Here is a 25695-nt window from a genome sequence, read left to right on the forward strand (position 1 = left end):
TTCCTGGTCTTCCAGTCATTAAGGCAAAGGCACCCGCGGGTGCCTTTGTTTTTTGGGTCATGTCGCAAAACTCATCGCCACCGCTTGCGCCCAGGCGCAAAATCATTGTTCCCGGGTTTGATCCCCAGACTCAGCCTATTGTGCCGCCCGAAATCATTCTGGCACCGCTACCCGGGCAGGCGTTGCAGGCTGATTTCCTGAAGGCGGCCTTCAGCACTCCGGTTCCCTGGGATGTCGAGCCGGTGTTTTCCGACGCCTTTCGTATTGATACCGATTCGTTGGCTACGGCCATCCAGGCAGCGGTGTTGTTTCCTCTGGTGCAACGCGAAACCGGCCTGAATGTCTTGTTTACCCGGCGTTCTCCCAATTTATCGTCGCATGCCGGGCAAATCTGTTTTCCCGGGGGCGCATCGAGCCCGCCGACGAAAGCGCTTTGGCTGCTGCACTGCGCGAAACTCACGAAGAAATTGGCGTCGAGGCTCGCTTTATTGAAACCTGGGGTACTCATCCCAGTTTCCTGACCGGCACGGGCTTTACCATGGAGCCCGTCATCGGTTTGATTCGTCCGGGTTTCGAGGTCAAACCCGATGTCACCGAAGTGGCTGAAGTGTTCGAGGTGCCGCTGGCCTTTCTCATGGATCCGGCCAATCATCGCCTGCATCGGACCACCTTGCCCGACGGCAAGCAGCGGCTTTATTTTTCAATGCCGTGGGGTCCGTACTTTATCTGGGGGCAACGGCTGCCCTGGTGCGTAATCTGTACCATCATCTTGCGGCGGCTCACAAAGTGTTGGCCGGCCGCTAAAGACTTTGGCTCTGTGCGCCAGATGCGTTCGCAGGGCAATGAAGAGCCAGTGAGTGGGGGCGTTAGAGGCTCTGGTCAAGTAGTGAGCGTCTTGCTTGTGCAATGAGAACACATCAGCTGTGTCACAACGGGCCCTGGCCGGGTGTTGCACGCGGTCAGTAACGTCCCTGCGCTTCGTTTTCCGCCAGAATACGCTCGTACAGGGCATGCCGTTCAATGCTGATTTCACCCTGTTTTCGCGCGGTCAGAATCGCGCAGCCTGGCTCGTGGCGGTGGGTGCAGTTGTAAAATTTGCACGTTCCCAGGAAGGGATCAAACTCGGCGAACCCATGCTGGATTTCCACATCCGACAAATGGTACAGCCCGAAATTCTGGAAGCCGGGAGAGTCGATAATTTCGCCGCCTTGGGGCAGGTGGTACAGCCGGGTGGTGGTGGTCGTGTGTTTGCCGGCGTCAAGTGCCGCAGAATGTTCCTGCGTATGGGCGGCGGCGTCGGGCACCAGGGCATTGAGCAAGGTCGATTTCCCCATCCCGCTTTGGCCCAGCAGCAGGGCTGTTTTACCTTTGATGCGCTCAAGCAGGGCGGCATGAACCTGCTGCGGGTTCAATGCGCTCAGTTCAAGTACCTGGATGCCGGCTTTGGTGTAGGTTTCCAGCCGCGCGCGCGCCGTGGATAAATTTTCGACCAGGTCGGCTTTGTTCAAAATGATGACGGGTTCGATACCCGCCGTACGCGCCGCGACCAAAGCCCGCCCGATCAAGTCATCTGAAAATGCCGGGGTGGTGGCCACCACCAGCAGCAGCAGGTCGACATTGGCGGCAAACTGCTTGGTGCGCATTTCATCGGAACGGTAGAGCAGGTTCTTGCGCTCCAGGCGTTTTTCGATGACGCCTTCTTCGTTGCCCTGGAAGCGCACCAGCACCCGGTCACCCACCGCAGCATCGGTTTTCTTGCCACGCGGAAAGCAGTGGCGTACACGGCCATCGGCAAATTCAACGCCGTAATGACGGCCATGGGCGGTGATGACACGCCCCTCAACAGCAGTTTCAGTGGGCATGTTTGAGCTTCTGGATACGCACGGCGGCAGGAGGATGGCTGTCGTAAAAGGCGGAATGCAGCGGGTCGGGGGTCAGGGTGGCGGCGTTGTCATCGTAAAGCTTGACCAGTGCCGAGATCAGTGCCGGGCCTGAGGCTTGCCGTGCGGCGAATTGATCGGCCTGGAATTCATCGTTGCGCGACATCAGGCTGATGAGCGGTGTGATCCAGAACGTGAACACTGGCATGACCAGGAAAAACAGGATCAGGGCCAGGGCATCGTTAGGACGGCCCAGTTGCGGAATGACCCCCAGTTGGGTGTAGAACCAGACCTGCTGCGAGAGCCAGCCCAGCACCTGAAAAAGCCCAGGGCCAGCAGGAAGCTGACGGCCAACCGTTTGAGGATATGGCGGAATTTGAAGTGGCCCAGTTCGTGGGCCAGCACGGCTTCAACTTCATCGGCGTCCAGGCGTGACAGCAGGGTATCGAAAAATACAATGCGGCGGGAACGGCCAAAGCCGGTGAAGTAGGCATTGCCATGTGCCGATCGCTTCGAGCCGTCCATGACAAACAGGCCGCTGATGGCAAAGCCGCAGCGTCCCGCCAGAGCATGGATACGATCAGCCAACACCGGGTTGTCGAGCGGGGTGAATTTATTGAACAGCGGCGCGATGACGGTGGGGAACAGCCAGATCACCAGAATGTTGAATACGACCCAGACGCCCCACGCCCACCAGTGCCAGTACGCGCCCGTGTTGCCCATGAACCACAACACACCGGCCGCCAGCGGCAAACCCAGCACGACGGCAATCAGCAGCCCTTTCAGGGTGTCGCTGATGAACAGGCCCAGCGACATGCGGTTAAAGCCGAAGCGGGCCTCAAGGCCAAACTTGCGCCATAACGAGAAGGGCAGGCCAACCACAGCCATGACGGCAACCACGCTACCAATCAGGGCCAGTTGACGCCACATTTCGTGCTCAATCCATTGCCCCAGTTTGATGTCAAGAAACTGCAGGCCGCCCAACAGGGTCAAGCCGATCAGCACAGCAGCTTCGGTGATGGTTTCAACCAGCCCGATCTGGATTTTGCCGTGTGTGTAGTCGGCGGCACGCTGATGGCTGCGCAGGCTGATACGGTCGGAAAATTCGACCGGCACCTGGTCGCGATGGCGGGCAACATGACGGATTTGCCGCAGGCCCAGCCACAGGCGCAGGGAAATATCGGCGAACAGAAAGACAAGAAACAGCACAGTAAACATAAGGACCGTTGAGGTATGCGAAAATCGATGTTTTAAGAACGATTATATGGCGGTTAAAAATGGCGGTTAACAAAGACCAGCGACTGGTTTGGCTTGATCTTGAAATGACAGGGCTCGACCCTGAAAAAGAACGCATCATTGAAGCGGCAGTTATCGTGACAGAAGCTGACCTGACCTTTGTGGCCGAAGGCCCGGTCATGGTCATTCACCAAAGCAACGAGGTGCTCGATGCGATGGATAAATGGAATACGGCAACCCATGGCAAAAGCGGTCTGACCGACAAGGTCAAGGCATCCACCATCAACGAGGAAGAGGCGGAAACCATTCTGCTGTCGTTCCTGGCCCAGCATGTCAGCCCCGGCAAGTCGCCGTTGTGCGGTAACACGGTGGGGCAAGACCGTCGTTTCCTGGTGAAGTACATGCCTCGCCTGGAAGCATTCTTCCATTACCGTAATCTTGATGTTTCCACACTGAAAGAACTGGCGCTGCGCTGGAAGCCCGAAGTCTATAAAAGCTTTGTAAAACACAGCAAGCACGAAGCGCTGGCCGACATCTACGAGTCTATTGAAGAGCTCAAGCATTATCGCGAGCACTTCCTTAAAATTTAAGGATCCCCATGAGCGACACCAGCATTCTTTTCAGCCTGACCGACGGCATTGCGCGTATTACCCTGAATCGCCCCGACAAGCTCAACAGCTTTACGGCCGACATGCACGAAGCCCTGCGGCAGGCCCTGACCCAGGTTGAAACACAAGGTGCCCGGGTTCTGGTGCTGACCGGTGCCGGGCGCGGGTTTTGCGCCGGGCAAGACCTTTCGGCCCGTGTGGCCACCCCGGGCCAGCAGCGTACCGATCTTGGTGAAAGCATTGAAAAGAACTATGCGCCGCTGGTCAAGCGTTTGCGCGCCTTGCCCATGCCGGTGGTGGTCGGCGTGAACGGTGTTGCGGCAGGGGCGGGGGCCAATCTGGCGCTGGCCGGCGATATTGTCATTGCGCGTGAATCCGCCAGCTTTATCGAGCCGTTCTGCCGCCTCGGGCTCTTGCCCGATACCGGTGGTACCTATATTTTGCCGCGCCTGGTGGGGCGGGCTCGCGCCATGGGCATGGCTTTGCTGGGTGACAAGATCAGCGCCCGCAAGGCAGAGCAGTGGGGGCTGATCTGGGAATGTGTGCCCGATGACGAATTTGACGCCCGTCTTGATGCCCTGGCCGCGCATTTTGCCAGTGCGCCCACCAAAGGGCTGGCGGCGGCCAAGCAGGCGATCAATCAAAGTCTGGACAATACCCTGGCCCAGCAGCTTGATCTCGAACGCGACCTGATGCGCGATCTGGGTTACACCGATGACTATGCCGAAGGCGTTGCGGCTTTCATGGCCAAGCGTACGCCCGAATTCAAAGGGCAGTAAGCGTGATCACGGTTCAGCCGGGTGGGGCATCCATCGCCGGTATCGGCACCGATATCGCCCGGGTTGATCGCATTGCGGCGGCCTATGCCCGTCACGGAGACCGCTTTGCCCTGCGTATTCTGGGTGAACGCGAATGGCCGGTTTTTGCGGCGCAAGGCCCGCGATCCGCAACGCGGCATACGCTATCTGGCCACCCGGTTTGCGGCCAAAGAGGCCTTTTCCAAGGCGATCGGGCTGGGCATGCACAGCCCGATGAGTTGGCGTCGCATGGAAGTGGTCAATGCCCCGGGGGCAAACCTCTGGTGGCACTGAACGAGCCCCTGGCCGGCTGGTATGCCGAGCGCTACGGGGCCGCTCACATTTCCGTCAGCGACGAAAAAGATATGGTCACGGCGTTTGCCGTGGTCGAAACCAAACCTGCCTGCGGGCAACAGGAGTAACACCATGGCGGCGATATTGCCACCCGGCCCGGTCATCGTCGATGTGCAGGGCTACCGCTTGACCGAACACGAAGTGGCCCGGTTGCGTCACCCGCTGGTGGGTGGCGTCATTCTGTTTTCACGCAATTTTGAAAATCGAGCGCAATTGACGGCCTTGTGCCAGGCTATTCATGCGGCGCGTGACGAACCCTTGCTGATTGCGGTTGATCACGAAGGCGGGCGTGTACAACGGTTTCGCACCGATGGGTTCACCCCGTTGCCCAGCATGCGTCGTCTGGGTGAAATCTGGATGGACGACTCGCTGTCGGCGCTGCGTCTGGCCACGGAAACCGGTTACGTGCTGGCGGCCGAATTGCGTGCCTGCGGGGTTGACCTGAGCTTCACTCCCGTGCTTGATCTGGATTATGGCAACAGCGAAGTCATTGGTGACCGCTCGTTCAACCGTGAACCGCAGATCGTGGCGATGCTGGCACGCGCCCTGATCCAGGGCTTGCAGCTGGCCGGCATGGCCGCCTGCGGCAAGCACTTTCCGGGGCATGGCTATGTTCACGCTGATTCGCATCACGATATTCCGGTAGATGACCGTTCATTTGAAGAAATCATGCGTGAAGACGCCGCCCCTTACGGCTGGTTGGGCGACATGGTGTTGCCTTCGGTCATGCCGGCGCATGTCATCTACAGCCAGGTCGACCCCAAGCCGGCCGGTTTTTCTGATTACTGGATCAATGCCGTGCTGCGCGGTCATCTGAACTACGATGGCGTGGTATTTTCCGATGATCTGACCATGGCCGGTGCGGCAGTGGCGGGCGACATTCTTGAACGGGCCCAGGCCGCGCTGGAAGCCGGCTGTGACATGGTGCTGGTTTGCAATCACCCCGAGCTGGCTGACGATTTGCTGCAGCGTCTTGACTACACCATGCCGGCAGAATCGCTGCGCCGGATTCGCAGCCTGATGCCGCGCGTGCCATCACCCGATTGGGCCACTTTGCAACGCCAGGCACGTTATCACTATGCCCGAGACCTTCAATCTGAAATCATTTCTGGCTGATCTGCCAAATTTGCCCGGCGTTTATCGGCACATCGATGAACACGATGAGGTGCTGTATGTCGGCAAGGCACGTGACCTTAAAAAGCGCGTGTCGTCGTATTTCCAGAAAAATCTGGCCAGCCCGCGCATTGCCCATATGGTGGCGCGGGTTCAGCGCATCGAGGTCACCGTCACGCGCACCGAGGCCGAGGCCTTGCTGCTGGAAAACAACCTGATCAAGCGCTTGCGGCCCCGGTATAACATCCTGTTCCGCGATGACAAGTCGTACCCGTACCTGAAAGTCAGTGCACATGATGCGCCTCGCATCGCCTATTACCGAGGCAGCACATCGGGCAAAGGGCGTTTTTTGGTCCGTACCCTAACAGCTGGGCCGTGCGTGAAACCATCCAGATACTGCAAAAGGTCTTTCGTTTGCGCACCTGCGAGGATGCAGTGTATTCCCACCGCTCGCGGCCGTGCCTGCTGAACCAGATCGAACGCTGCTCGGCGCCGTGCGTAGGCCAGATCAGCCTGGACGATTATCAGGCCGACGTTGAGCGGGCCGTGCGTTTTCTTGATGGCAAGGCCAGTGAGGTCATGGCCGATATCGAGCGGCGGATGCTGGCGGCGTCTGAACGTCTGGCTTTCGAGGAGGCAGCGGTCTTGCGCGACCAGATGGGGGCGCTGGCGCGGGTCTTGCAGCAGCAAACCATGGAAGAAATCGGTACGGATGACGTGGATATCATCGTTGTGCTGGTGTCAGGCGGTCGTGTGTGCGTCAACCTGGCCATGGTGCGGGGTGGGCGTCATCTGGGTGACAAGGCTTTTTTCCGACGCATACCGATGGCGATGAGCCGGGTGAAATCCTGACGGCTTTTGTGGGGCAGCATTACCTGGATCGCCCGATGCCGGCGGTGCTGGTTTGTTCACATGGGTTGTCTGATACGGGGTTGATGGCCTTGCTGCATGAGCAAACCGGGCGCAAGGCGCGGGTGTTGACGCGGCCCCAGGGGCTGAGAAAGTCGTGGCTTGAACAGGCGCGCAACAATGCCGAACTGGCACTCGCACGCTTGCTGACCGAATCGGGTGCAAAAGCGGCCCGGACTCTGGCGTTGGCTGATGTGTTAGGGTTGGATACCGACCCGTCGGCCCTCGAGGCGTTGACCATCGAATGTTTTGACATCAGTCATACGGCCGGCGAGGCCACCCAGGCCTCTTGCGTGGTGTTCCGCAACAATGACATGCAGCCGTCGCTTTACCGGCGTTATAACATTGCCGGTATCACCCCGGGTGATGATTACGCGGCCATGCGCCAGGTACTGACCCGGCGATTTGCACGTGTTGCTGAAGGACAGGCCGAGCTACCCGATGTAGTGCTGATTGATGGTGGCAAGGGTCAGGTTGAAGTGGCGCGGCAGGTATTCGCCGAGCTGGGTCTGGACACCCAGGTCCTGGTGGGTGTCGCTAAAGGTGAGGGGCGCAAGGTAGGCCTTGAAACCCTGGTCTTTACCGATGGTCGTGAACCTGTGGCGTTGGGTCTTGAGTCTGCTGCGCTGATGCTCGTTGCCCAGATTCGCGATGAGGCGCACCGGTTTGCCATTACCGGCATGCGAGCACAGCGTGCCAAGACCCGCAACGTGTCGCGTCTTGAAGAAATTGAAGGAGTGGGTGCGAAGCGGCGTCAGAAACTGCTGGCCCGCTTTGGCGGGTTTTCGGGCGTGGCTAATGCCAGTATCGATGAATTGCGCAGCGTTGAAGGGATCTCGGCCGAGCTGGCCGAGCGTATTTATTTTGCGCTGCGATAAGTTAGTATTACGGTTATGCCAATCAATCTTCCCATGATGCTGACGTGGTTGCGGATCCTCATGATTCCGCTCTTCGTCGCTTTTACTACGTGCCTGAAAGCTGGGTGGCCGTGCCCGTGCGAGATACCGCGGCGGCCCTGGTCTTCATTGTGGCAGCGGTCACCGACTGGTTCGATGGCTGGCTGGCGCGTCGCTGGAACCAGACATCGTCGTTTGGCGCCTTTCTTGACCCGGTGGCCGACAAGCTCATGGTGTCGGCGGCCTTGCTGGTTTTGCTCGACCTGCAGCGGGTCGATGTGTTTATCGCCCTCATTATCATTGGCCGTGAAATCACGATTTCAGCCCTGCGCGAATGGATGGCCAAAATCGGTGCCAGCGGCAGCGTGGCTGTGCATTGGCTGGGCAAGTTCAAGACCGCGGCGCAAATGGTGGCTATCCCTTGCCTGCTTTACTGGCAGCCGTTCTACGGTGTTCCCATGCCTTGGGTGGGTCAGGTACTGATTGTCATTGCCGCCGTACTTACCGTGTGGTCAATGTTTTATTATTTGAAACGTGCCTGGCCGCAAATTCGTGCCAGATCGGGCTCTGCCGGGTCAGCCTGACACGTCTCAGGGGCTGCGCTTCACGACGCTGTCTGCTGGCGCGGCCTGATGGCATCCCGGGGATCGATATAATGCTGTTTTGCGTTGCCACTTGATTCGTGCGTCTCGTACGTTATTTTTTCTTTATCTCTGCCATGACCGCCACTACTGCCGACAGTTTTGTCGATACCCCGCAAATCCAGCGTAAAGACTGGCAAATCATCACGCTTATTGGTGCTGCCCACGCGTGTTCACATTTTTTCCAGCTGGTGTTTCCCACGCTGTTCATTGCGCTGAACACCGAGTTCGGGTTCAACTACAGCCAGCTGGGTTTGCTGGTCGCCATTTTTTTCATCATTTCGGGGGTAGGGCAGGCCTCATCGGGGTTTGTCGTTGATCGCATTGGTCCGGCACCCGTGCTGTTGTTCGGACTGGCCAGCTTTGTCGTGGCGGGTGTCCTGATTGGTGCCGCCAATGGCTATGCCATGCTGGTTGTGGCTGCCATCATCGGCGGGTTGGGTAATTCCATTTTTCACCCGGTCGATTATTCGATTCTCAACCACCGGGTCAGTCCGCGTCGTTTGGGGCACGCGTTCAGCACGCACGGGTTTACCGGCAACCTGGGATGGGCGTTGACCCCCGTGTTCATGTCGGCCCTTATTTACCTGGCCAACTGGCGTGTGGCGGCTATTGGTGCCGGTGTACTGGTGGCTATTGTGCTGGTGTTTGTGTGGCTTGGGCGCGGCTTGCTGGCCGGGCAAAATGCGGCGTTCGGTGCAGCGGCGCAGGCCAACGCTCATCCTGATGCCAGTGCCAGTGCCCATTCGGCAGGAACGGCTTCGGCAAACCCAAGCGATTCACTGGCCACCAAAACGGTGGGTCAGACCTTGAATTACCTGGTGCGTCAACCGGCGTTGTGGGGGGCGTTCTGTTTCTTTGCGCTGACTGCGGCATCGTTGTCTGTGGTCCAGACCTACAGTATTCCGATGCTGGGCGATGTGTATGGCATTGATGCCGTGCGCGCGGGCTCGGCGTTATCGGGTTATATGCTGGCGTCAGCTTTGGGGATGATCGCCGGAGGCTTCATGGTTGGGCATACCCAGCGTACCGAGTTGACCATTGCGGGTTCGCTGGTTATGGCTGGCGTGTTGTTGCTGGTGCTGGCGTCGGGTTGGGTCAGTGCGTGGGGGCCATGGGCGCGGTGGCGCTGGGCGGGTTTTGTGCCGGAGTTTCAACCCCATCGCGCGACATGCTGATCCGTCGCATCACCCCCAAGGGTGCTACCGGTACCGTCTATGGTCTGGTGTATTCGGGGATGGATGTCGGCGCGTCCCTGGCGCCAGCGGGTTTCGGTGTGATGCTTGATGCAGGGCTGGTGCGTGGTCCCTGGGTGGGTGGGGCCATCTTTTTTGTGGTGGCTGCGGCGGCTGCACTGGTGATCGGTCGTTCGGTGGCGGCCCGTTCGTAAAAGGGGCTGGTCGCAAGCCCAGCGCAACGCCTTTGCGCAGCAGCGTGTACCCGCCCTGAACCCGAATTACTGACGCGGCGTACGTTGTGCGGCCACTTCCACCGGGTGGCTGCTGCGCCAGGGGTTAATGTCCAGGCCACCGCGTCGGGTATAGCGGGCGTAAACGGTTAATGCAACGGGTTTGCATTCGCGCCAGATATCGCAGTACAGGGTTTCAACACAGTGTTCATGAAACTCATTGTGCTGGCGCAACGACACAATGTATTGCAGCAGGGCGGCGCGGTCGATTTTCGGGCCGGTATAGGTAATTTGAACGCTACCCCAGTCGGGCTGGCCGGTAACCGGGCAGTTTGATTTCAGCAGGTCTGAGGTCAATGTTTCCGTTACTGTCGTGGTCGGGTCGCATTGCAACAGCCCCGACGTTGGTTGGTAATGTCTGATTTCGACGTCCAGATCGTCAATATTTTCCCCGGAAGTGCTGTGCAAAGCTCGCGGGTGTCTGCTCGTAACGGGGTAATCGTGATGCCCATCGGGCCGCCGCAGGCCGCTTCCAGATCGGTTCGCATGATGCCGACAACCTGCTCAAGGCTGTCAAACCGGCTTTCATTGAACGAATTCAAATAAAGCTTGAACGATTTTGACTCAATCAGGCGCGGTGTGTCGTGAGGAACCGTAAACAGGCCCATGGCAACTACCGGTTTGCCTTTCGGGTTCAGCCACGACAGTTCATAGGCGGTCCAGAGGTCGGCACCTTGCCAGGCGGGCAGAGGCCCCAGGCTGGCCCTGTTGTTGGCGCGATCAATGGCAAACAGCACAGAGGCATCGTAGCTTTTCGGGTAACTTACGGTGTGCCCGAGTGGCGCGTTGGCGAGGTCGTTGTGGGTCATGGTCGTTTCGATATGAACGGATTACAGGCGGATGACAGGCGCTGGATGCAGATAACCGGTGCAGGTCGCAGACGTGTGATGCAGCGCACAAACAACGCATTGTACCGGCCCTTGATTTTCATCAACAGGGAAAACCCGAGTTTCAGCTAAAGTCCAGTGCATGTCAGCCTGGACTTTGTTTGCCCCTCCCGGAATCTTTCGCCCGCCGATCGCAATGAAAGGCGGCATATGCTCGCGCGTCTCGGGCTGGCGTGGCTGGGCATGATGCAGGTCATGATGTTCGCCTTTCCCGGCTACCTGCGCGACAAGCCGATGTCGCCTGAAGACCTTTCTTTTCTTGACGAAGCCATCATTCTGCTGAACTGGATCAGTCTGGTGCTTACGGTGCCGGTGGTGCTGTATTGCGCGTGGCCGGTGTGGCGTGGGGCGGTGGCGCGTATCCGCCGGGCGGGTATCAGCATGGATGTGCCGGTTGCGCTGGGTATCCTGGCCGCGTTCATCCCCAGTGCCTATGCCACCTGGACAACCCGTGGCGAGGTTTATTTTGAATCGGTCACCATGTTTGTGGCGTTTCTATTGACGGCGCGCTACCTTGAATATTGTGCACGTCAGTCGGTGCAGCCCGGTGCGGGTCATGCGTCTGTTGCTCATCGGCGTATCGAGTCTGCCCGCAGGGCCATGTCCGCCATTTCTGATCAGGTTGCGCTCTGGTTCACGGTGGTCCAGCTGGCGCTGGCGTTCATTGCGGGTGGCATCTGGCTTTTCTACGCACCCGGGCATGCCGTCGCGGTCACGGTGGCGTTGCTGGTCATCAGTTGTCCTTGCGCCTTGGCCATGTCAGTACCCACCGCCGTCTCGGCGGCGCATGCTGCGGTCATGAACCGTCCCGACGTGTCGGGTGCCGAGCTTGATGCCCTTATCGTCGCGGCCAAGCGTACCGCCAACCAAAGTTTGTACGGTTCCATGCTGTGGCATTTGCTGCTGACGCCTTTGGCAGCGCTCGGGTACGTTCAGCCCTGGCTGGCGGCCATTACCATGCTGATATCTTCGCTTGCCGTCGCAGCCAATGCCTGGCGCCTTTATCGCCGCTGGTCGTGCGGGGCTGTGTTGCCGTTGTCCGTGGCTGTTCAGGGTTAGAGTCGTATCATGGGCGCGTTATATCTGCTCTTGCCCATTTCGCTCATTCTGGTCGTGTTAATAGGCGTGGCTTTCTGGTGGGCTATCTTTGCAGGTCAGTTTGACGACACCGATGCGGCGGCGCGGTCGATTCTTGACGATGATGATTCAACCGCGTCGCCACCCGATGATTCTCATCGGTGCCGAAAGTAAAAATACAGTCGTTTTAAACGTATAAAAGCTTTGTTTCATTTTTGTCATTAGGGGATTCTCATGGGCAATTCCGGTACGCTGGGAAAACAGGCCGAGACCTTCAATTACGGTGTGGTGCGTCAGTTCACCATCATGACCGTATTCTGGGGTGTCATCGGCATGGCGGTGGGCGTATTGATTGCGGCGCAGTTGATCTGGCCGGAACTCAATTTCAATACACCGTGGCTGAGTTATGGCCGTTTGCGGCCTGTACACACCAACACGGTAATTTTTGCCTTCGGTGGCACAGCCTTGTTTGCAACGTCGTATTACGTTGTACAGCGCACCTGTCAGGTACGTCTGTTTTCCGACAAACTGGCCGCGTTCACGTTCTGGGGTTGGCAGGCCTGTTTGCTGGCCGGGTTCCTGACCTTGCCCATGGGGTTCACCAGCACCAAAGAATATGCCGAATGGGAATGGCCTATTGATATTCTGGTCACCCTGGTCTGGGTGGCTTATGCCGTGGTCTTTTTCGGCACCATCATGAAGCGCCGCGTTCGCCACATCTACGTGGCCAACTGGTTCTTCGGCTCGTACATCCTGACCATCGCCATTCTGCACATTTTCAACAATATTGAAATTCCGGTTTCGATGTGGAAATCGTATTCGGCCTATGCCGGTGTGCAAGATGCCATGGTGCAGTGGTGGTATGGCCACAACGCCGTCGGGTTCTTTCTCACCACCAGTTTTCTGGGCATGATGTATTACTTCGTGCCGAAGCAGGCGGATCGCCCTATTTACTCCTATCGTCTGTCCATCGTTCACTTCTGGGCACTGGCATTCACCTACATGTGGGCGGGTCCGCACCACCTGCACTACACGTCTTTGCCCGACTGGACGCAAGCCCTGGGCATGGTGTTTTCATTGATTTTGCTGGCCCCGTCATGGGGGGTATGGTCAACGGCATCATGACGCTGTCAGGGGCCTGGTACAAGCTGCGTACCGATCCTATTCTCAAGTTCCTGATTACCGGCCTGTCTTTTTACGGCATGTCCACGTTTGAAGGTTCCATGATGTCCATCCGTACGGTCAATGCGCTGTCACACTATACCGACTGGACCGTGGGCCACGTGCACTCCGGTGCCTTGGGCTGGGTATCCATGACCATCTTCGGCTCGTTGTACTACCTGATTCCGCGTCTGTATGGCCGCACCACCATGGCCAGCATGAAACAGGTCGAGTTGCACTTCTGGCTGGCCACCATTGGTGTGGTGCTGTATATCGCCTCAATGTGGGTTGCCGGTGTCATGCAGGGTCTGATGTGGCGTGCCACGGGCGTTGACGGTACCCTGACCTACAGTTTTGTCGAAGGTGTCAAGGCCACTTATCCGCTGTATGCCATTCGTTTGCTGGGCGGCTTGCTGTTCCTTGCAGGCATGGTGCTGATGGCCTGGAATACGTTCAAGACCGCTGTTGGCCAGCCCCGGCCCAACCCCGAGGTCTATATGTACAACCCCGACAGTACCGATCCCAAGCTCGTAGGCCCCGCATCGGCCCAGCCCGCCACTGGCGCTGCATCGGCATAAGGAGAATACGATGGCTCACGAAAAAAGAAGTTTTTCAGTCACGACACGCTTGAGACCAACATTGGTTGGCTGATCATCTGCAGCATTCTGGTGGTCAGTTTTGCGGGGCTGGTTCAAATCGTTCCGTTGTTCTTCCAGCACTCCACCACGACACCTACCGAAGGTGTAGAGCCCTACGACGCGTTGCAACTGGTCGGGCGTGATCTTTACATCCGTGAGGGTTGTGTGGGCTGCCACTCCCAGCAGGTGCGCATGCTGCAATCTGAAGTGCAGCGCTATGGCCCCTATTCTTTGGCCGGCGAATTCGTGTACGACTACCCCTTCCTGTGGGGCTCCAAGCGCACCGGTCCTGATCTGGCCCGTGTTGGCGGCCGTTACTCTGACGAGTGGCATCGGGTGCATTTGCGCAACCCGCGCGATCTGGTTCCCGAATCCAACATGCCGGCGTACCCTGGCTGCAGCGCAATTCGGTTGAAGGTACCGATGTCAAGGCCCGTATGCGTGCCCTGCGCGTTCTGGGTGTGCCGTACACCGACGAGCAAATCGAACAGGCACCGGCCAGGCTCAAAGGCAAAACCGAAGAAGATGCCATGGTTGCGTACTTGCAAGGCCTGGGGGTTGCCGGCCGTGAGGCCGCTGCCAAGGCGGTTGCCGAGGGAGTCGTTGATCATGACAGGCATTCTTAACGGAATCGTTACGCTGTTGGCACTGATTACCTTCATCGGTATCGTGATCTGGGCCTTTTCCAAAGGTCGTGCCAAAGCCAACAAAGAGTCGGCCATGCTGCCTTTCGCGTTGCCCGACGAGGGTGAAGAGAAGCAAGGGCAGGGCAATGGCCCGTCAACCCGTTCATCTGCAGGGGGTTCTCATGAGTGATTTTTTCAGTGGCTTTTGGGGCCCGTTCATTGCTGCCATCAGCATTCTTGGCATTGTTTTTTGTCTGTGGCTGTTGTTCACGCAACGCCGCTACCTGGGCAAAGAGGTTGAAAACTCTGAAGACACGGGTCATGTCTGGGATGGTGACCTGACCGAACTGAACAACCCGGTACCGCGCTGGTGGACCGTGTTCTACATTTTGCTGTGTGTGTTTGCTGTCGGCTACCTGGTGTTGTATCCGGGGTTGGGTACATTCAAGGGTGTCTTGAACTATTCCACTGCTGAATCGGTCAAGCAGTCGCAAGAGGCTCTGGCAGAGCAGATTCGCCCGGTTTACGCGCGTTTCGAGGCGATGCCGATTCCCGAAGTCGCCAAAGACCCCCAGGCGCGTGAAATTGGCCAGCGTTTGTTTCTGAATGCGTGTGCACAGTGCCATGGTTCTGATGCCAAGGGTTCACCCAGTTTTCCCAACCTGACCGACAAAGACTGGTTGTACGGTGGCTCCCCCGAGCAGATCATGCAGTCCATCACCAAAGGGCGTCACGGCATCATGCCGCCCATGGCGGCGCAGGTCAGTGCGGCCGACGCTGCGGCCATTGCCCAATATGTGCGGTCCTTGTCCGGCCTGGCAGCCGATCCGTTGCAGGTGGTGCCGGGCAAGCGCGGGTTTGAAAACTTCTGTGTGGCTTGTCACGGTGTGGACGGCAAGGGGAACCAGGCTTTGGGTGCTCCCAACCTGACCGATGACATCTGGCTGTACAGCAGTTCCTCTGCTGCCATTGTGGGTGCCATCCTGAATGGTCACAACAATCGCATGCCGGCCCAGGAAACTGTGCTTACGCCCGAGCAGATTCGCATGCTTGCGGCGTATGTCTGGGGTTTTTCCAATAATTAATGCGGCTACATCATGGATAAGAAACCCGTCGTCTCTATCGAATCCCTTGCCGGGGACGAGGCTGTCCCCGCCTGGCAGCCGCCCAAAATAGAGACGGCGCGCCGCAAAGGGGCGTCGCCCCAGGTCGAAAAGGCCTTGGCCGATGTCCGGCGCAAAATCTACCCGCGTGCTGTGTCGGGGCTGTTTGCGCGCTGGCGTCTTATCATGGTGCTGTTCACGCAGCTGGTTTTTTACGGGTTGCCCTGGTTGCAATGGAACGATCGTCAGGCCGTTTTGTTTGACCTGGGTGCCCGCAAGTTTTACATCTTCGGCATGGTCCTGTGGCCACAAGATGTGGTGTATCTGGCCGTGCTGCTGGTGCTTTCAGCCTTGTCGCTGTTTCTGTTTACCGCCATTGCCGGTCGTCTCTTTTGTGGTTATGCCTGTCCGCAAACGGTGTACACCGAAATTTTCATGTGGGTCGAGCGCAAGATCGAAGGCGATCGTCTGGCCCGTATACGGCTTGACGAACAGCCCTGGAATTTTCGAAAGCTGCGCCTGAAGGCGGTCAAGCACGCCGTGTGGGTGCTGATTGCACTCTGGACGGGTTTTACCTTTATCGGTTATTTTGCGCCCATTCGCGATTTGGGTGCCGACTTGATGGTGTTTGCACTGGGGCCGTGGCAATGGTTCTGGATGCTGTTCTACGCCTTCGCAACCTGGGGCAATGCCGGGTTCATGCGCGAAGCGGTGTGCAAGTACATGTGTCCCTACGCGCGCTTTCAGAGCGTGATGGTCGACAACGACACCTTTGTCGTTACCTATGACAACGTGCGCGGTGAACCTCGTGGCGGTCGTTCCCGCAAGGTTGACCACAAAGAGGCGGGTATGGGCGACTGCGTCGATTGCAGTTTGTGTGTGCAGGTCTGTCCTACCGGCATCGATATCCGCAATGGGTTGCAGTACATGTGTATCGGTTGCGGGGCTTGTGTCGATGCCTGTGACCAGGTCATGGACAAAATGGATTATCCCCACGGGCTCATCCGGTATACCTCGGGTACGGCCATCAAAGAACGTCTGACACAGGGTCAGGCCCGACGCCGCGTCTTGCGTCCGCGTATTTTGTTCTACATCAGCCTGCTGGTCCTGATTTTTGCCGGGTTCATGTATTCGCTCGTGGCCCGCGAGTCACTCAAGGTTGATGTCATCCGCGATCGTGGTGCATTGGGCCGTGAAATCTCCGGGGGCTTATCGAAAACGTTTACCGCCTGCAGATCATGAATACGAACGACAAGCCCGTAACCCTGCAGGTCACGGTTGACGGTGTGACGGGTGCGACTGTCGGTTTGGCCGAGAACCCGCAGGTGTATCAGCTTTGGGTTGATGGTTCCACCAACCGGATGGTGCCGATTGTGGTGCGGGTACCTGTTGACCAGGTTCAACCGGGGTGTACGACATTTCAATCTCGGTTTCCGGGCTTGAAATTGACGGAACGCAAGAACACGTCATTGAGAAAAGCAGTTTCTTTGTGCCTCAGTAATAAACTATCCGGCAGGTAACAACAATCATGACCATGGCAAATCAGAATCCCGATACCCAACCCTGGTGGAAAGAACCCTGGCCCTGGATCATCATGGCCGGGCCGTTTGTTGCCCTCGTGGGGTGTGCCATCACCATTGGCCTGGCCGTCAAGCACTTCAGTGGTCAGGCCATTGTCGACGGCGGGGTACGCCAGGGGCTGGTTGTCAAACGTCTTGGTTCCGAACCGTCGGTAATGGCACCAGCCGCTGCAGGCCCGCAAGCCGCTTCGACGAATGCAACACCGGGGGTACAGCCATGAATCGTCATGCCCTGATGTGGATTCTATGGCCGTCGTTTCTATTGGCCGGTGTGGGCAGTGCAATAGTGTTTGCGTTGGTTGACCCGCACGATATCGTCGTGTTCGGCTCATTGCACTTCAGCCGTGAAGTAGTTTATACGGCCGGGTTTTTCATTTTCTGGCTGGCCACCGCGCTATCCAGCGCCTTAACGTTGTTTATGGCGCCACCCGAAGCCTGGAGCAAGCAACCTGACGATGCATTGTAGACAGCGCTTAGCCGCAGTCGTTTCCGGCCAGTTCGCGCAGGGCGATCAGGTCAAGCAGTTTGACTTCACGCTGGTGTATCTTGATCAGCCCCTCTTTGGCAAACCTTGAAAACAGTCGGCTGACGGTTTCCAGGGTAAGGCCCAGGTAGCTGCCGATTTCTTCGCGGCTCATGCGCAAGACAAACTCGGTGGACGAATAGCCCAACATTGAAAGGCGTTGCGACATGTTCACCAGAAAGGCGGCCAGTCGTTGTTCCGAACGCAGTACCCCTAGCGACATGACCAGCTGTTGCGACCTTTTGATTTCCTGGCTGGTTAACCGACGCAACTGATTTTGCAAGGTGGGAACATGAGAACTGATTCTATCGATGTCGTCGACACGGGCTACACAGACTTCGGTGTCTTCAAGGGCGATGGCATGCGACAGGTGGGTGCCTTCCAGAAAACCGTCAAGCCCTACAATTTCGCCCGGCAGCAAGAAGCCGGTTACCTGAACCTGCCCGCCGGCATCCTCAAGCTGGGTCTTGATCGACCCGACCCGAATACCGTAAATGGCACTGGCTGCGTCGCCGGCATGAAACAGGGCTTCGCCCTTGCGAACCCGGATGCGTTCTTGCACGGCTTCCTGGAAACGATGGATATCGACGGCCGTCATGCCGACGGGCAAGCACAGGCCATTGAGCATGCAGGTAGAACAACGATGGGTATCAGGCGCTAGCTGTATTTTTTCTGCATACCAAAGGGTTGGGCCATATCGGTGGCACCAGGTGAAATGCTTTATGACTACTGGTTATAACGTTATAAGCTATCAGCGCAGCAGCCAAAGCATTGTACATGGTTAATGCGTCAATACTACGACGGTCCGGCGCTGGTAATCAAGCCGGTTTCAGTTGTTGTCCCAGTAGTTGGCCTGGGCGTAGGTTTGTTTTAGCATGTCGGTAAATACCTGCAATCTGGGGGGATATGACGTCGTTCTGGCATCAGGGCAAATATTCCGTTGGGCGGGGCCACGTAGTCGTCCAGCACGCTCACCAGACGACCGGCCACCAGGTCTTGCCTGACTTCCCACAACGACCGCCATGCCAGCCCGCAACCGGCCAGCGCCCAGGCCAGCAACACCGAGCCGTCTGTGCTACTCATTGTGCCTTTCACACGACAGGCTTTCACATGACCGTCCTGGCGCAGCAGCCAGCCGCGCGACTGGTTGCCTTGCGTGCCGAACGACAGGCAGTTGTGGCTGGCCAGGTCGTCAGGGGTGTTCGGGCGACCATAACGTTTCAGGTAGTCGGGCGAAGCCACGATAACGCGGCGGTTATCGGCCAGACGGATACCGATATATTGGGAATTGTCCAGATCCCCGATCCGGATGGCACAATCGTAACGTTCCTCAATCAGGTCAACCAGCCGGTCACTCAGGTCAAGGGTGATGGTAATGTCGGGGTAGCGTTCCAGGAACGCCGGCAGCAATGGGGCAATGTGGCGTCGGCCAAAGCCGGCTGGCGCACTGATGCGCAGCGGCCCGCCGGGGCGGCTTGCGCCTTGCGCAACCTGGGCTTCGGCTTCGCCAAGGTCACGCAAGATGCGCTGGGCTTCTTCCAGAAACATGGCGCCTTCGGTTGTCAGCGACAGTTTGCGCGTCGAGCGCATCAGCAGTTTTACGCCCAGCCGTTCTTCAAGGGCGTCAATGCGGCGGCTCATCATGGTGGGGGCGATGCCTTCAACACGGGCTGCAGCCGACAGGCTGCCCATGGCGGCTACCGCCACAAAGCTTTCCAGCTGTTTGAATTTGTCCATTTCACATCTTGAAATTGTTTCTGCAGGCCTTATTTAATCACTATCCGGGCAGCAGCCCTTGAACTGATCACGAAAAGACGACCATGCGATTTGACAAACTGACCACAAAATTCCAGCAGGCGATTGCTGATGCGCAAAGCCTGGCTGTCCAGAACGATAACCAATACATCGAGCCCGTGCATGTGCTGGCGGCGCTGCTGGCCGATACCGATAGCGGTACGGGCAGCTTGCTCGCGCGCGCCGGGGTGGCCACCAACAAGCTGACTGCCAGCCTGAATACGGCCATCAAGGCATTGCCTCAGGTGCGCGGGGCCGGCGGCAATGTGCAGGTCGGGCGCGACTTGCAGTCGGCGCTGGCGCGTACCGACAAAGAAGCCGCCAATCGTGGCGACACGTACGTTGCCAGTGAACTGTTTTTGCTGGCCCTTGCCGACGACAAGGGCGAAGCCGGGCGTTTGCTGCGCGAGGCCGGTTTGCAACGCAAGCCGCTTGAGGCTGCGATCGAGGCCGTGCGCGGTGGGGCTACGGTATCTGATGCCGAGGGTGAGTCCAATCGTGAAGCGCTGAAAAATACACCACCGACCTGACCGAGCGTGCGCGTCAGGGCAAACTTGACCCGGTGATTGGCCGTGACGATGAAATCCGTCGCGCTATCCAGATTCTGCAGCGCCGCACCAAGAACAACCCTGTGCTTATCGGCGAACCGGGTGTGGGCAAGACCGCTATTGTCGAAGGTCTGGCGCAGCGGATCATCAATAACGAAGTACCGGAAACTCTGAAGGGCAAGCGCGTGCTGTCGCTCGATCTGGCCGCTTTGCTGGCGGGCGCCAAATACCGCGGCGAGTTCGAAGAGCGTCTGAAGGCGGTGCTTAAAGAGCTGTCTCAAGACCAGGGTGGAATCATCGTCTTCATTGACGAGATTCACACCATGGTGGGTGCGGGCAAGGCCGAAGGTGCCATGGATGCGGGCAATATGCTCAAGCCGGCCCTGTCGCGGGGCGAGCTGCACTGCATCGGTGCCACCACGCTTGACGAATACCGCAAGTACATTGAAAAAGATGCGGCCCTCGAACGCCGATTCCAGAAAGTGCTGGTTGACGAGCCCGACGTTGAGTCAACCATTGCGATTTTGCGCGGCCTGCAGGAACGCTATGAACTGCACCACGGTGTTGCGATTACTGACCCGGCCATCGTCGCTGCCGCCGAGTTGTCGCACCGTTACATCACTGACCGCTTCCTGCCCGACAAGGCGATTGATCTGATCGATGAGGCCGCAGCACGTATCCGCATGGAAATCGACTCCAAGCCCGAGGTCATGGACAAGCTCGATCGTCGCATCATCCAGCTCAAGATCGAACGCGAGGCCGTCAAGAAAGAAACGGATGAAGGTTCGTTGCGCCGCCTCAAGGCCATTGAAGATGAGCTTGAAAAGCTGCAGCGCGAGTACAACGACTACGAAGAAATCTGGAAGGCTGAAAAGGCGGCAGTCCAGGGTTCCCAGTCGGTCAAAGAGGAAATCGAGCGTACCCGTGCGGAGATGGCCGAGTTGCAACGCAAGGGGCAGTTCGACAAGCTGGCCGAGCTGCAGTACGGCAAATTGCCCGAACTGGAAGCACGTCTCAAGGCGGCCGAGGCCAGCGGTGATGGTGACCAGCCGGCGCAAACCGACAAGCCGCGTCTGCTGCGCACGCAGGTGGGTGCCGAGGAAATCGCCGAGGTGGTGGCACGCGCCACTGGCATCCCCGTATCCAAGATGATGCAGGGCGAACGCGCCAAGCTGCTGGGCATGGAAGACCATTTGCACCGTCGTGTGGTGGGGCAGGACGAGGCCGTCAGCCTGGTGGCCGATGCCATTCGTCGTTCGCGGGCCGGGTTGTCTGACCCCGACCGTCCGTATGGTTCATTCCTGTTTCTGGGCCCCACCGGCGTGGGTAAAACCGAACTGACCAAGGCCCTGGCCGACTTCCTGTTTGATTCGGAAGAGCACCTGATCCGTATCGACATGAGCGAGTTCATGGAAAAGCACTCGGTTGCCCGCCTGATTGGCGCGCCTCCCGGGTATGTGGGTTACGAAGAGGGCGGCTATCTGACCGAGGCCGTACGTCGCAAGCCGTACAGCGTGATCTTGCTCGACGAGGTCGAAAAGGCCCACCCTGACGTGTTCAACGTATTGTTGCAAGTGCTGGATGACGGTCGCCTGACCGATGGTCAGGGTCGTACGGTGGACTTCCGCAATACGGTGGTGGTCATGACATCCAATCTGGGGTCGCAGCACATCCAGAGCATGACGGGGCAGCCTTACGAGGTCATCAAGGAAGTGGTCTGGGAAGAACTGAAAACGTCGTTCCGGCCTGAATTTCTGAATCGTATCGACGAAGTCGTGGTATTCCATGGCCTTGAGGCCCGCCATATCGAGTCGATTGCCAAGATCCAGATTCAGCGTTTGCAGCAGCGTCTGGCCCAGCAGGAAATGAGTCTCGAGGTGTCCGATGCCGCGCTGGCCCAGTTAGCCCTGGCAGGGTTTGATCCGGTCTTCGGCGCCCGTCCGCTCAAGCGGGCCATTCAGCAGCACCTGGAAAACCCGTTGGCCCGGTTGGTGCTTGAGGGCAAGTTTGGCCCGAAAGATGTCATTCCGGTTGATTGGCAGGGCGACCAGTTCGTTTTTGAACGTACGCTGCAGTAAACCTGTCACTCAGGCGCCGGTTTTAGGTCGGGGCCTGCTCTGATAAAAAGCGGCACTACCTTTTGTTGGGTAATGCCGCTTTTTTTACCAGCTGTTGATCAGAGCGTTTCTTCCTGCCCGTAGAATTTGACCCCGATTTCAACAGGGTCACGGCCTTGGGCACGGCGGTGGCGGTTGGTGTCGCGCAGGGAATAGATGCAGCCGCAGTATTCTTGCTGGTAGAAGTTTTCGCGCTTGCTGATTTCGATCATGCGCGCTGAGCCGCCACCTTTGCGCCAGTTGTAGGTCCAGTAAACCAGGTCAGGGTAGCGCGCTGCGGCGCGCTCGCCGCAGCCGTTGATCTGGTTCATGTCTTTCCAGCGTGAAATGCCCAGGGAACTGGTAATGGTGTCAAAACCGTTTTCGTGCGCGTACAGTGCGGTGCGTTCGAAGCGCATGTCGAAGCATTCGGTGCAGCGAGCGCCACGTTCGGGTTCGTTTTCCAGCCCGCGAACCCGTTCAAACCAGTTGTCGCGATCGTAGTCGGCATCAATGAACGGGATGTTGTGCTCTTCGGCAAAGCGAATGTTCTCGTTCTTGCGGATTTCGTATTCGCGGTCGGGGTGAATGTTGGGGTTGTAGAAGTAAATGGTGTAGTCGATGCCGGAAGCGGTCATGGCTTCCATGACTTCGCCCGAGCAGGGCGCACAGCACGAGTGCAACAGCACTTTCTTGCGTGCGTCGGGCAGTTCGAGTTTCGGGCGCTGGATGTCGGTGGTAATGGGCTTGTTCATGGTCATGGTCTTGCCTCGTGGTGTGCCGGCGCCGCCCCGGGGTATGGGGTCGACACGTATTCAACCGGCTATTTTAGCCTTCAGGCGCAACATTCTAAAGTGTCGCAGCCCGTTGGGCGTGTCAGTGTCCCCCGGCATGTGTGTGCGGTATACCGGGGAGCCTGAGCTTAACCGTTCAGAACGGCCTGCCAAAGCGCAACAACCGCTTCACGTTCAGCCAGAAACTGGTCGGAGGCCACGCGGGCGATGTCTTGGCCTTGCAGGCGCAGCGCATGCTGGGCCTTGCGAAACTCCCGATAGGCATCGGCCACCTGGTTCGCCAGCCCAGCGGGAATCAGGCCGGCTTTGGCCGCCAGCCCGAGCAGGGCGATGTTACCCAGGTTGTCGACCAGTTCGGTGTGGTTACGCGCCTGCGATAACACCAGGTATTGCGTGATGAATTCGATGTCGACCATGCCGCCCTTATCGTGTTTCAGATCAAACAGGTCGGTTTTGTTGGGGTGGCCTGCCGCGATCTTGTCGCGCATCGTGGTGACCTCATCGCGCAGCTGGGCCGGGTCGCGTGGCAACAGCAAGATTTTTTACGGATGGTTTCGAAGCGTTCGCCCACCGCGTTGTCGCCTGCGGCAAAACGTGCACGGGTCAGGGCCTGGTGCTCCCAAGGCCAGGCGTGGGTGAGCTGATACTGTTCGAAGGCGTCCAGGGAAACGGCCAGCACACCGGCATCACCATCGGGGCGCAGACGCAGGTCAATTTCATACAGCCGCCCCGAAGACGTCATGGTTGACAGCCACGAGGCCATGCGACGCCCCAGTTTTGCGTAAATTTCTGCAGCGTCGTCACGCGTATCGTCGTACACGAAGACCAGGTCAAGGTCAGAGGCGTAGCCGATTTCCTTGCCCCCAGGCGACCATAGGCAATTGCGGCAAAGCGGGGCGGTGACAGGTTCTCGAGTGGCTGCCCCTTGGGTTGGACCAGGGGCCAGACGCGCTGGATGGTTTCAGCCAGCAGCATATCGGCAAGTGCTGACAACTGATCGGCCAGCGCCTCTACGGTAAGGACGCCTCCCAGATCCTGCGCCAGCAGCTGGAAACTGATCTGACGCTGGGTATCGCGCATCAGGTTCATCTGTTGTTCGACATCGGGTTGGCCGGATGGTAACAGGCAGGCGTTCAGCTCGCTGTGCATCTGGCGTGCCAGGCCAGTAAAGTCTGGTGGTGCCATGAGTGACTGCCATTCGATGAGGCTGTCGAGCAGTAGCGGGTATTGCCGCAAATACTGGGCGGCCCAGGGGCTGGCACCGACAATGCGTGCCACGCGCGCCAGAATTTCAGGGTATTCGGCCAGCAGGGCCATGTAGGGGCTGCGCTGAGCGATTTGCTCAATGAGGTCGAACAGGCGCACGGCGGTCTGTCCAGGGTTAGCGGTTTTTGCTGCGGTTTCAATAATGCAGGGCAGCAGTGCCTTGAGCCGGCGCCGGCTGGTGGTGGGTAAACTGCGGACACGATGGCTTTGCAGCAAGCTGTCGATCCGTTGCATGAGGGTGTCGTTGGGTGCACCGAAGTGTCTTTCGATGTGAGCGGCCAGGTTGTCTGTGGTGGCGACCGATGGCGTCGATGACGGCCCCGTGTCGGGAGTGTCTGGCGCGGGGGCGTCAGTGTCGTCGCCCATTCCGGCCAGTCGGAACGCGTTGCGGAAGGCGCCGTTCACAAAGGCCCGGTGGGCAGCAAGTGTTTCTTCGAATGCCGCAGGCGACAGCCCCATGGCGGTGGCCAGATCAGCGCGCAATTCGGGTTGGTGGGGCAGTAAATGGGTTTGTTCGTCTTCGCGGTACTGCAGCAAGTGCTCGGTGCGACGCAAAAATACATAGGCCGACTCAAGTTGACGTGCCAGGGTTTCGTCAATGACACCGGTGCTGACTTGCTGGTTCAAGGCGCTCAACAGGTTGCGTTTTTGCAGCGAAGGTATGCGCCCACCCCGAATCAGCTGATTCAGTTGCACCACAAATTCGATTTCCCGGATGCCACCGTCACCTAGTTTGATGTTGTGGGTGGCGTCGATGCCACTGCGTTGGGTGGCGCGCCGGTTCCAGTCTTCGCGAATCCGTTCGCGCAAAGCCCGCAGGGCGGCCAACGCGTCAAAATCAAAGTATTTCCGGTAGACGAACGGTCGGCGCAATGATTCAAGCTGGGCAAGCTGGGTAGCCGTGTGGCTGCCGGTAAATGCACTGGCTGGAATAACGCGACCTTTAAGCCAGGCATAGCGCTCCCATTCACGGCCCTGGGTGACCAGGTAGTTTTCAAGGGCATCCAGGCTCCAGGCCAGGGGCCGGCGTCACCATCAGGACGCAGCCGCAGGTCAGTTCGAAAAACCTGCCCGTTGGCGTCGGGCTCGGACAGAACCGGCATCATGTTGCGGGTGACCCGCCCGTAGAATTCGTGGTAGCTCAGGCGTCGGCGACCGTCGGTTTCACCTTCTTCGCCGTACAGCATGATGAGGTCGATATCAGAGGACACATTCAGTTCGCGTCCGCCGAGTTTTCCCATGCCGATGATGATCATTTCTTGAGGCTGGCCGGTGGCCGGATCAAGCGGGACGCCATGGGTTCCCGCCAGGTCGGTCGCGACCGTGCGATAGGCCTGACCGACGGCAAGGTCTGCAAAACAGCTCATGGCACCGACGACTTCGGGCAACGGGGCCAACCCGTTCAGGTCGCGCACCATCAAGGTGTAGAACACGCGCTCACGCGTCAGGCGTAGCGCACGTCGTAAGGTATCGACGGCAACAGGGGGGTATCGACATCAGGGCTGCTCTGGGACAGCTCGCCAAACCAGTGATGGATACGGGCATTGTCGAGTGGTGTCTGTGCGGCCTGTTCGAGCCAGGCGATGAACTCGGGGTGGGCACCGGCTTTGCGGCGCAAGGCGCCGGACCAGCGCAGGGCGGGGGCCATGGAAGCGTTATGGGACATGAGAGGGCAAGGGCTCGAGACGGTGACGCAAAAT

General features: G+C 58.3%; 11 protein-coding genes and 14 pseudogenes. 18 read left to right on the forward strand and 7 right to left on the reverse strand.

From position 1 onward, the window contains the following. Positions 1 to 59 precede the first annotated feature (59 nt). A pseudogene (locus N7E01_RS19555) lies at positions 60 to 804 on the forward strand (NUDIX hydrolase). A 155-nt stretch (positions 805 to 959) separates the two neighbouring features. Here the strand turns inward: N7E01_RS19555 and rsgA are convergent. Then, the gene (rsgA, locus tag N7E01_RS15555; protein ID WP_289173534.1) at positions 960 to 1862 is read right to left on the reverse strand and encodes a ribosome small subunit-dependent GTPase A; all 903 of its coding nucleotides are present in this window, start codon (positions 1860 to 1862) and stop codon (positions 960 to 962) included. After that, positions 1852 to 3098, reverse strand: a pseudogene (locus N7E01_RS15560) (M48 family metallopeptidase). The gene rsgA and the pseudogene N7E01_RS15560 overlap by 11 nt, the downstream one beginning before the upstream one ends. Positions 3099 to 3157: 59 nt before the next feature. Between N7E01_RS15560 and orn the strand changes: the two are divergent. The 7 genes and pseudogenes from orn (at position 3158) to N7E01_RS15595 (ending at position 9824) form a co-directional block, all read left to right on the forward strand. Then, positions 3158 to 3706, forward strand: a complete 549-nt coding sequence (gene orn / locus N7E01_RS15565; protein WP_289173535.1) for an oligoribonuclease — start codon at positions 3158 to 3160, stop codon at positions 3704 to 3706. A gap of 8 nt (positions 3707 to 3714) precedes the next feature. After that, positions 3715 to 4503 (forward strand): 2-(1,2-epoxy-1,2-dihydrophenyl)acetyl-CoA isomerase PaaG, encoded by a 789-nt coding sequence (paaG, locus tag N7E01_RS15570; protein WP_289173536.1) that lies wholly within the window; start codon positions 3715 to 3717, stop codon positions 4501 to 4503. A gap of 2 nt (positions 4504 to 4505) precedes the next feature. Next, positions 4506 to 4943: pseudogene (gene acpS, locus N7E01_RS15575) on the forward strand (holo-ACP synthase). 4 nt (positions 4944 to 4947) lie between these two features. Then, a complete protein-coding gene (gene nagZ, locus N7E01_RS15580; RefSeq protein ID WP_289173537.1) occupies positions 4948 to 5991 on the forward strand; it encodes a beta-N-acetylhexosaminidase in 1044 nt (347 codons plus the stop codon). Further along, positions 5954 to 7775, forward strand: a pseudogene (uvrC, locus tag N7E01_RS15585) (excinuclease ABC subunit UvrC). Before nagZ ends, uvrC begins: the two are co-directional and overlap by 38 nt. Before the next feature lie 15 nt (positions 7776 to 7790). Further along, positions 7791 to 8377: pseudogene (gene pgsA / locus N7E01_RS15590) on the forward strand (CDP-diacylglycerol--glycerol-3-phosphate 3-phosphatidyltransferase). Between the two features lie 134 nt (positions 8378 to 8511). Further along, positions 8512 to 9824: pseudogene (locus N7E01_RS15595) on the forward strand (MFS transporter). Between the two features lie 66 nt (positions 9825 to 9890). Here the strand turns inward: N7E01_RS15595 and queF are convergent. Then, positions 9891 to 10711, reverse strand: a pseudogene (gene queF, locus N7E01_RS15600) (NADPH-dependent 7-cyano-7-deazaguanine reductase QueF). 160 nt (positions 10712 to 10871) lie between these two features. Between queF and N7E01_RS15605 the strand changes: the two are divergent. The 9 genes and pseudogenes from N7E01_RS15605 to N7E01_RS15645 all read left to right on the forward strand — a co-directional run bounded on the left by N7E01_RS15605 (position 10872) and on the right by N7E01_RS15645 (position 17440). Further along, positions 10872 to 11848: pseudogene (locus tag N7E01_RS15605) on the forward strand (hypothetical protein). Between the two features lie 9 nt (positions 11849 to 11857). Then, entirely contained in the window at positions 11858 to 12040 is a 183-nt protein-coding gene (gene ccoS / locus N7E01_RS15610) for a cbb3-type cytochrome oxidase assembly protein CcoS (protein WP_289173539.1), read from the forward strand. 159 nt (positions 12041 to 12199) lie between these two features. Further along, positions 12200 to 13605: pseudogene (ccoN, locus tag N7E01_RS15615) on the forward strand (cytochrome-c oxidase, cbb3-type subunit I). A 60-nt stretch (positions 13606 to 13665) separates the two neighbouring features. Next, positions 13666 to 14291 (forward strand): annotated as a pseudogene (gene ccoO, locus N7E01_RS15620) (cytochrome-c oxidase, cbb3-type subunit II). Then, positions 14275 to 14481, forward strand: a complete 207-nt coding sequence (locus tag N7E01_RS15625) for a cbb3-type cytochrome oxidase subunit 3 (RefSeq protein WP_289173540.1) — start codon at positions 14275 to 14277, stop codon at positions 14479 to 14481. The pseudogene ccoO and the gene N7E01_RS15625 overlap by 17 nt, the downstream one beginning before the upstream one ends. Further along, the gene (gene ccoP, locus N7E01_RS15630; RefSeq protein WP_289173541.1) at positions 14474 to 15376 is read left to right on the forward strand and encodes a cytochrome-c oxidase, cbb3-type subunit III; all 903 of its coding nucleotides are present in this window, start codon (positions 14474 to 14476) and stop codon (positions 15374 to 15376) included. Before N7E01_RS15625 ends, ccoP begins: the two co-directional genes overlap by 8 nt. A 12-nt stretch (positions 15377 to 15388) precedes the next feature. Beyond that, positions 15389 to 16895, forward strand: a pseudogene (gene ccoG, locus N7E01_RS15635) (cytochrome c oxidase accessory protein CcoG). A gap of 33 nt (positions 16896 to 16928) precedes the next feature. Continuing rightward, on the forward strand, positions 16929 to 17195 hold the full coding sequence (locus N7E01_RS15640) for a FixH family protein (protein ID WP_434089526.1): 267 nt from the start codon (positions 16929 to 16931) through the stop codon (positions 17193 to 17195). Further along, positions 17192 to 17440, forward strand: a complete 249-nt coding sequence (locus N7E01_RS15645) for a hypothetical protein (RefSeq protein ID WP_289173543.1) — start codon at positions 17192 to 17194, stop codon at positions 17438 to 17440. The genes N7E01_RS15640 and N7E01_RS15645 overlap by 4 nt, the downstream gene beginning before the upstream one ends. Positions 17441 to 17447: 7 nt before the next feature. On the opposite strand, the gene N7E01_RS15650 is transcribed toward N7E01_RS15645, so the two are convergent. Next, a complete protein-coding gene (locus tag N7E01_RS15650; RefSeq protein WP_289173544.1) occupies positions 17448 to 18125 on the reverse strand; it encodes a helix-turn-helix domain-containing protein in 678 nt (225 codons plus the stop codon). Between the two features lie 201 nt (positions 18126 to 18326). Beyond that, positions 18327 to 19234 (reverse strand): annotated as a pseudogene (locus tag N7E01_RS15655) (LysR family transcriptional regulator). Positions 19235 to 19317: 83 nt separating this feature from the next. On the opposite strand from N7E01_RS15655, the pseudogene clpB reads away from it, so the two are divergent. Next, a pseudogene (gene clpB / locus N7E01_RS15660) lies at positions 19318 to 21917 on the forward strand (ATP-dependent chaperone ClpB). A 98-nt stretch (positions 21918 to 22015) separates the two neighbouring features. Here the strand turns inward: clpB and N7E01_RS15665 are convergent. Further along, positions 22016 to 22690, reverse strand: a complete 675-nt coding sequence (locus tag N7E01_RS15665; RefSeq protein ID WP_289175833.1) for an epoxyqueuosine reductase QueH — start codon at positions 22688 to 22690, stop codon at positions 22016 to 22018. Between the two features lie 167 nt (positions 22691 to 22857). Continuing rightward, positions 22858 to 25661: pseudogene (gene glnE, locus N7E01_RS15670) on the reverse strand (bifunctional [glutamate--ammonia ligase]-adenylyl-L-tyrosine phosphorylase/[glutamate--ammonia-ligase] adenylyltransferase). Positions 25662 to 25695 lie beyond the last annotated feature (34 nt).

The organism is Neopusillimonas aromaticivorans, from assembly GCF_030344915.1.
GTDB classification, from domain to species: Bacteria; Pseudomonadota; Gammaproteobacteria; order Burkholderiales; family Burkholderiaceae_B; genus Neopusillimonas; species Neopusillimonas aromaticivorans.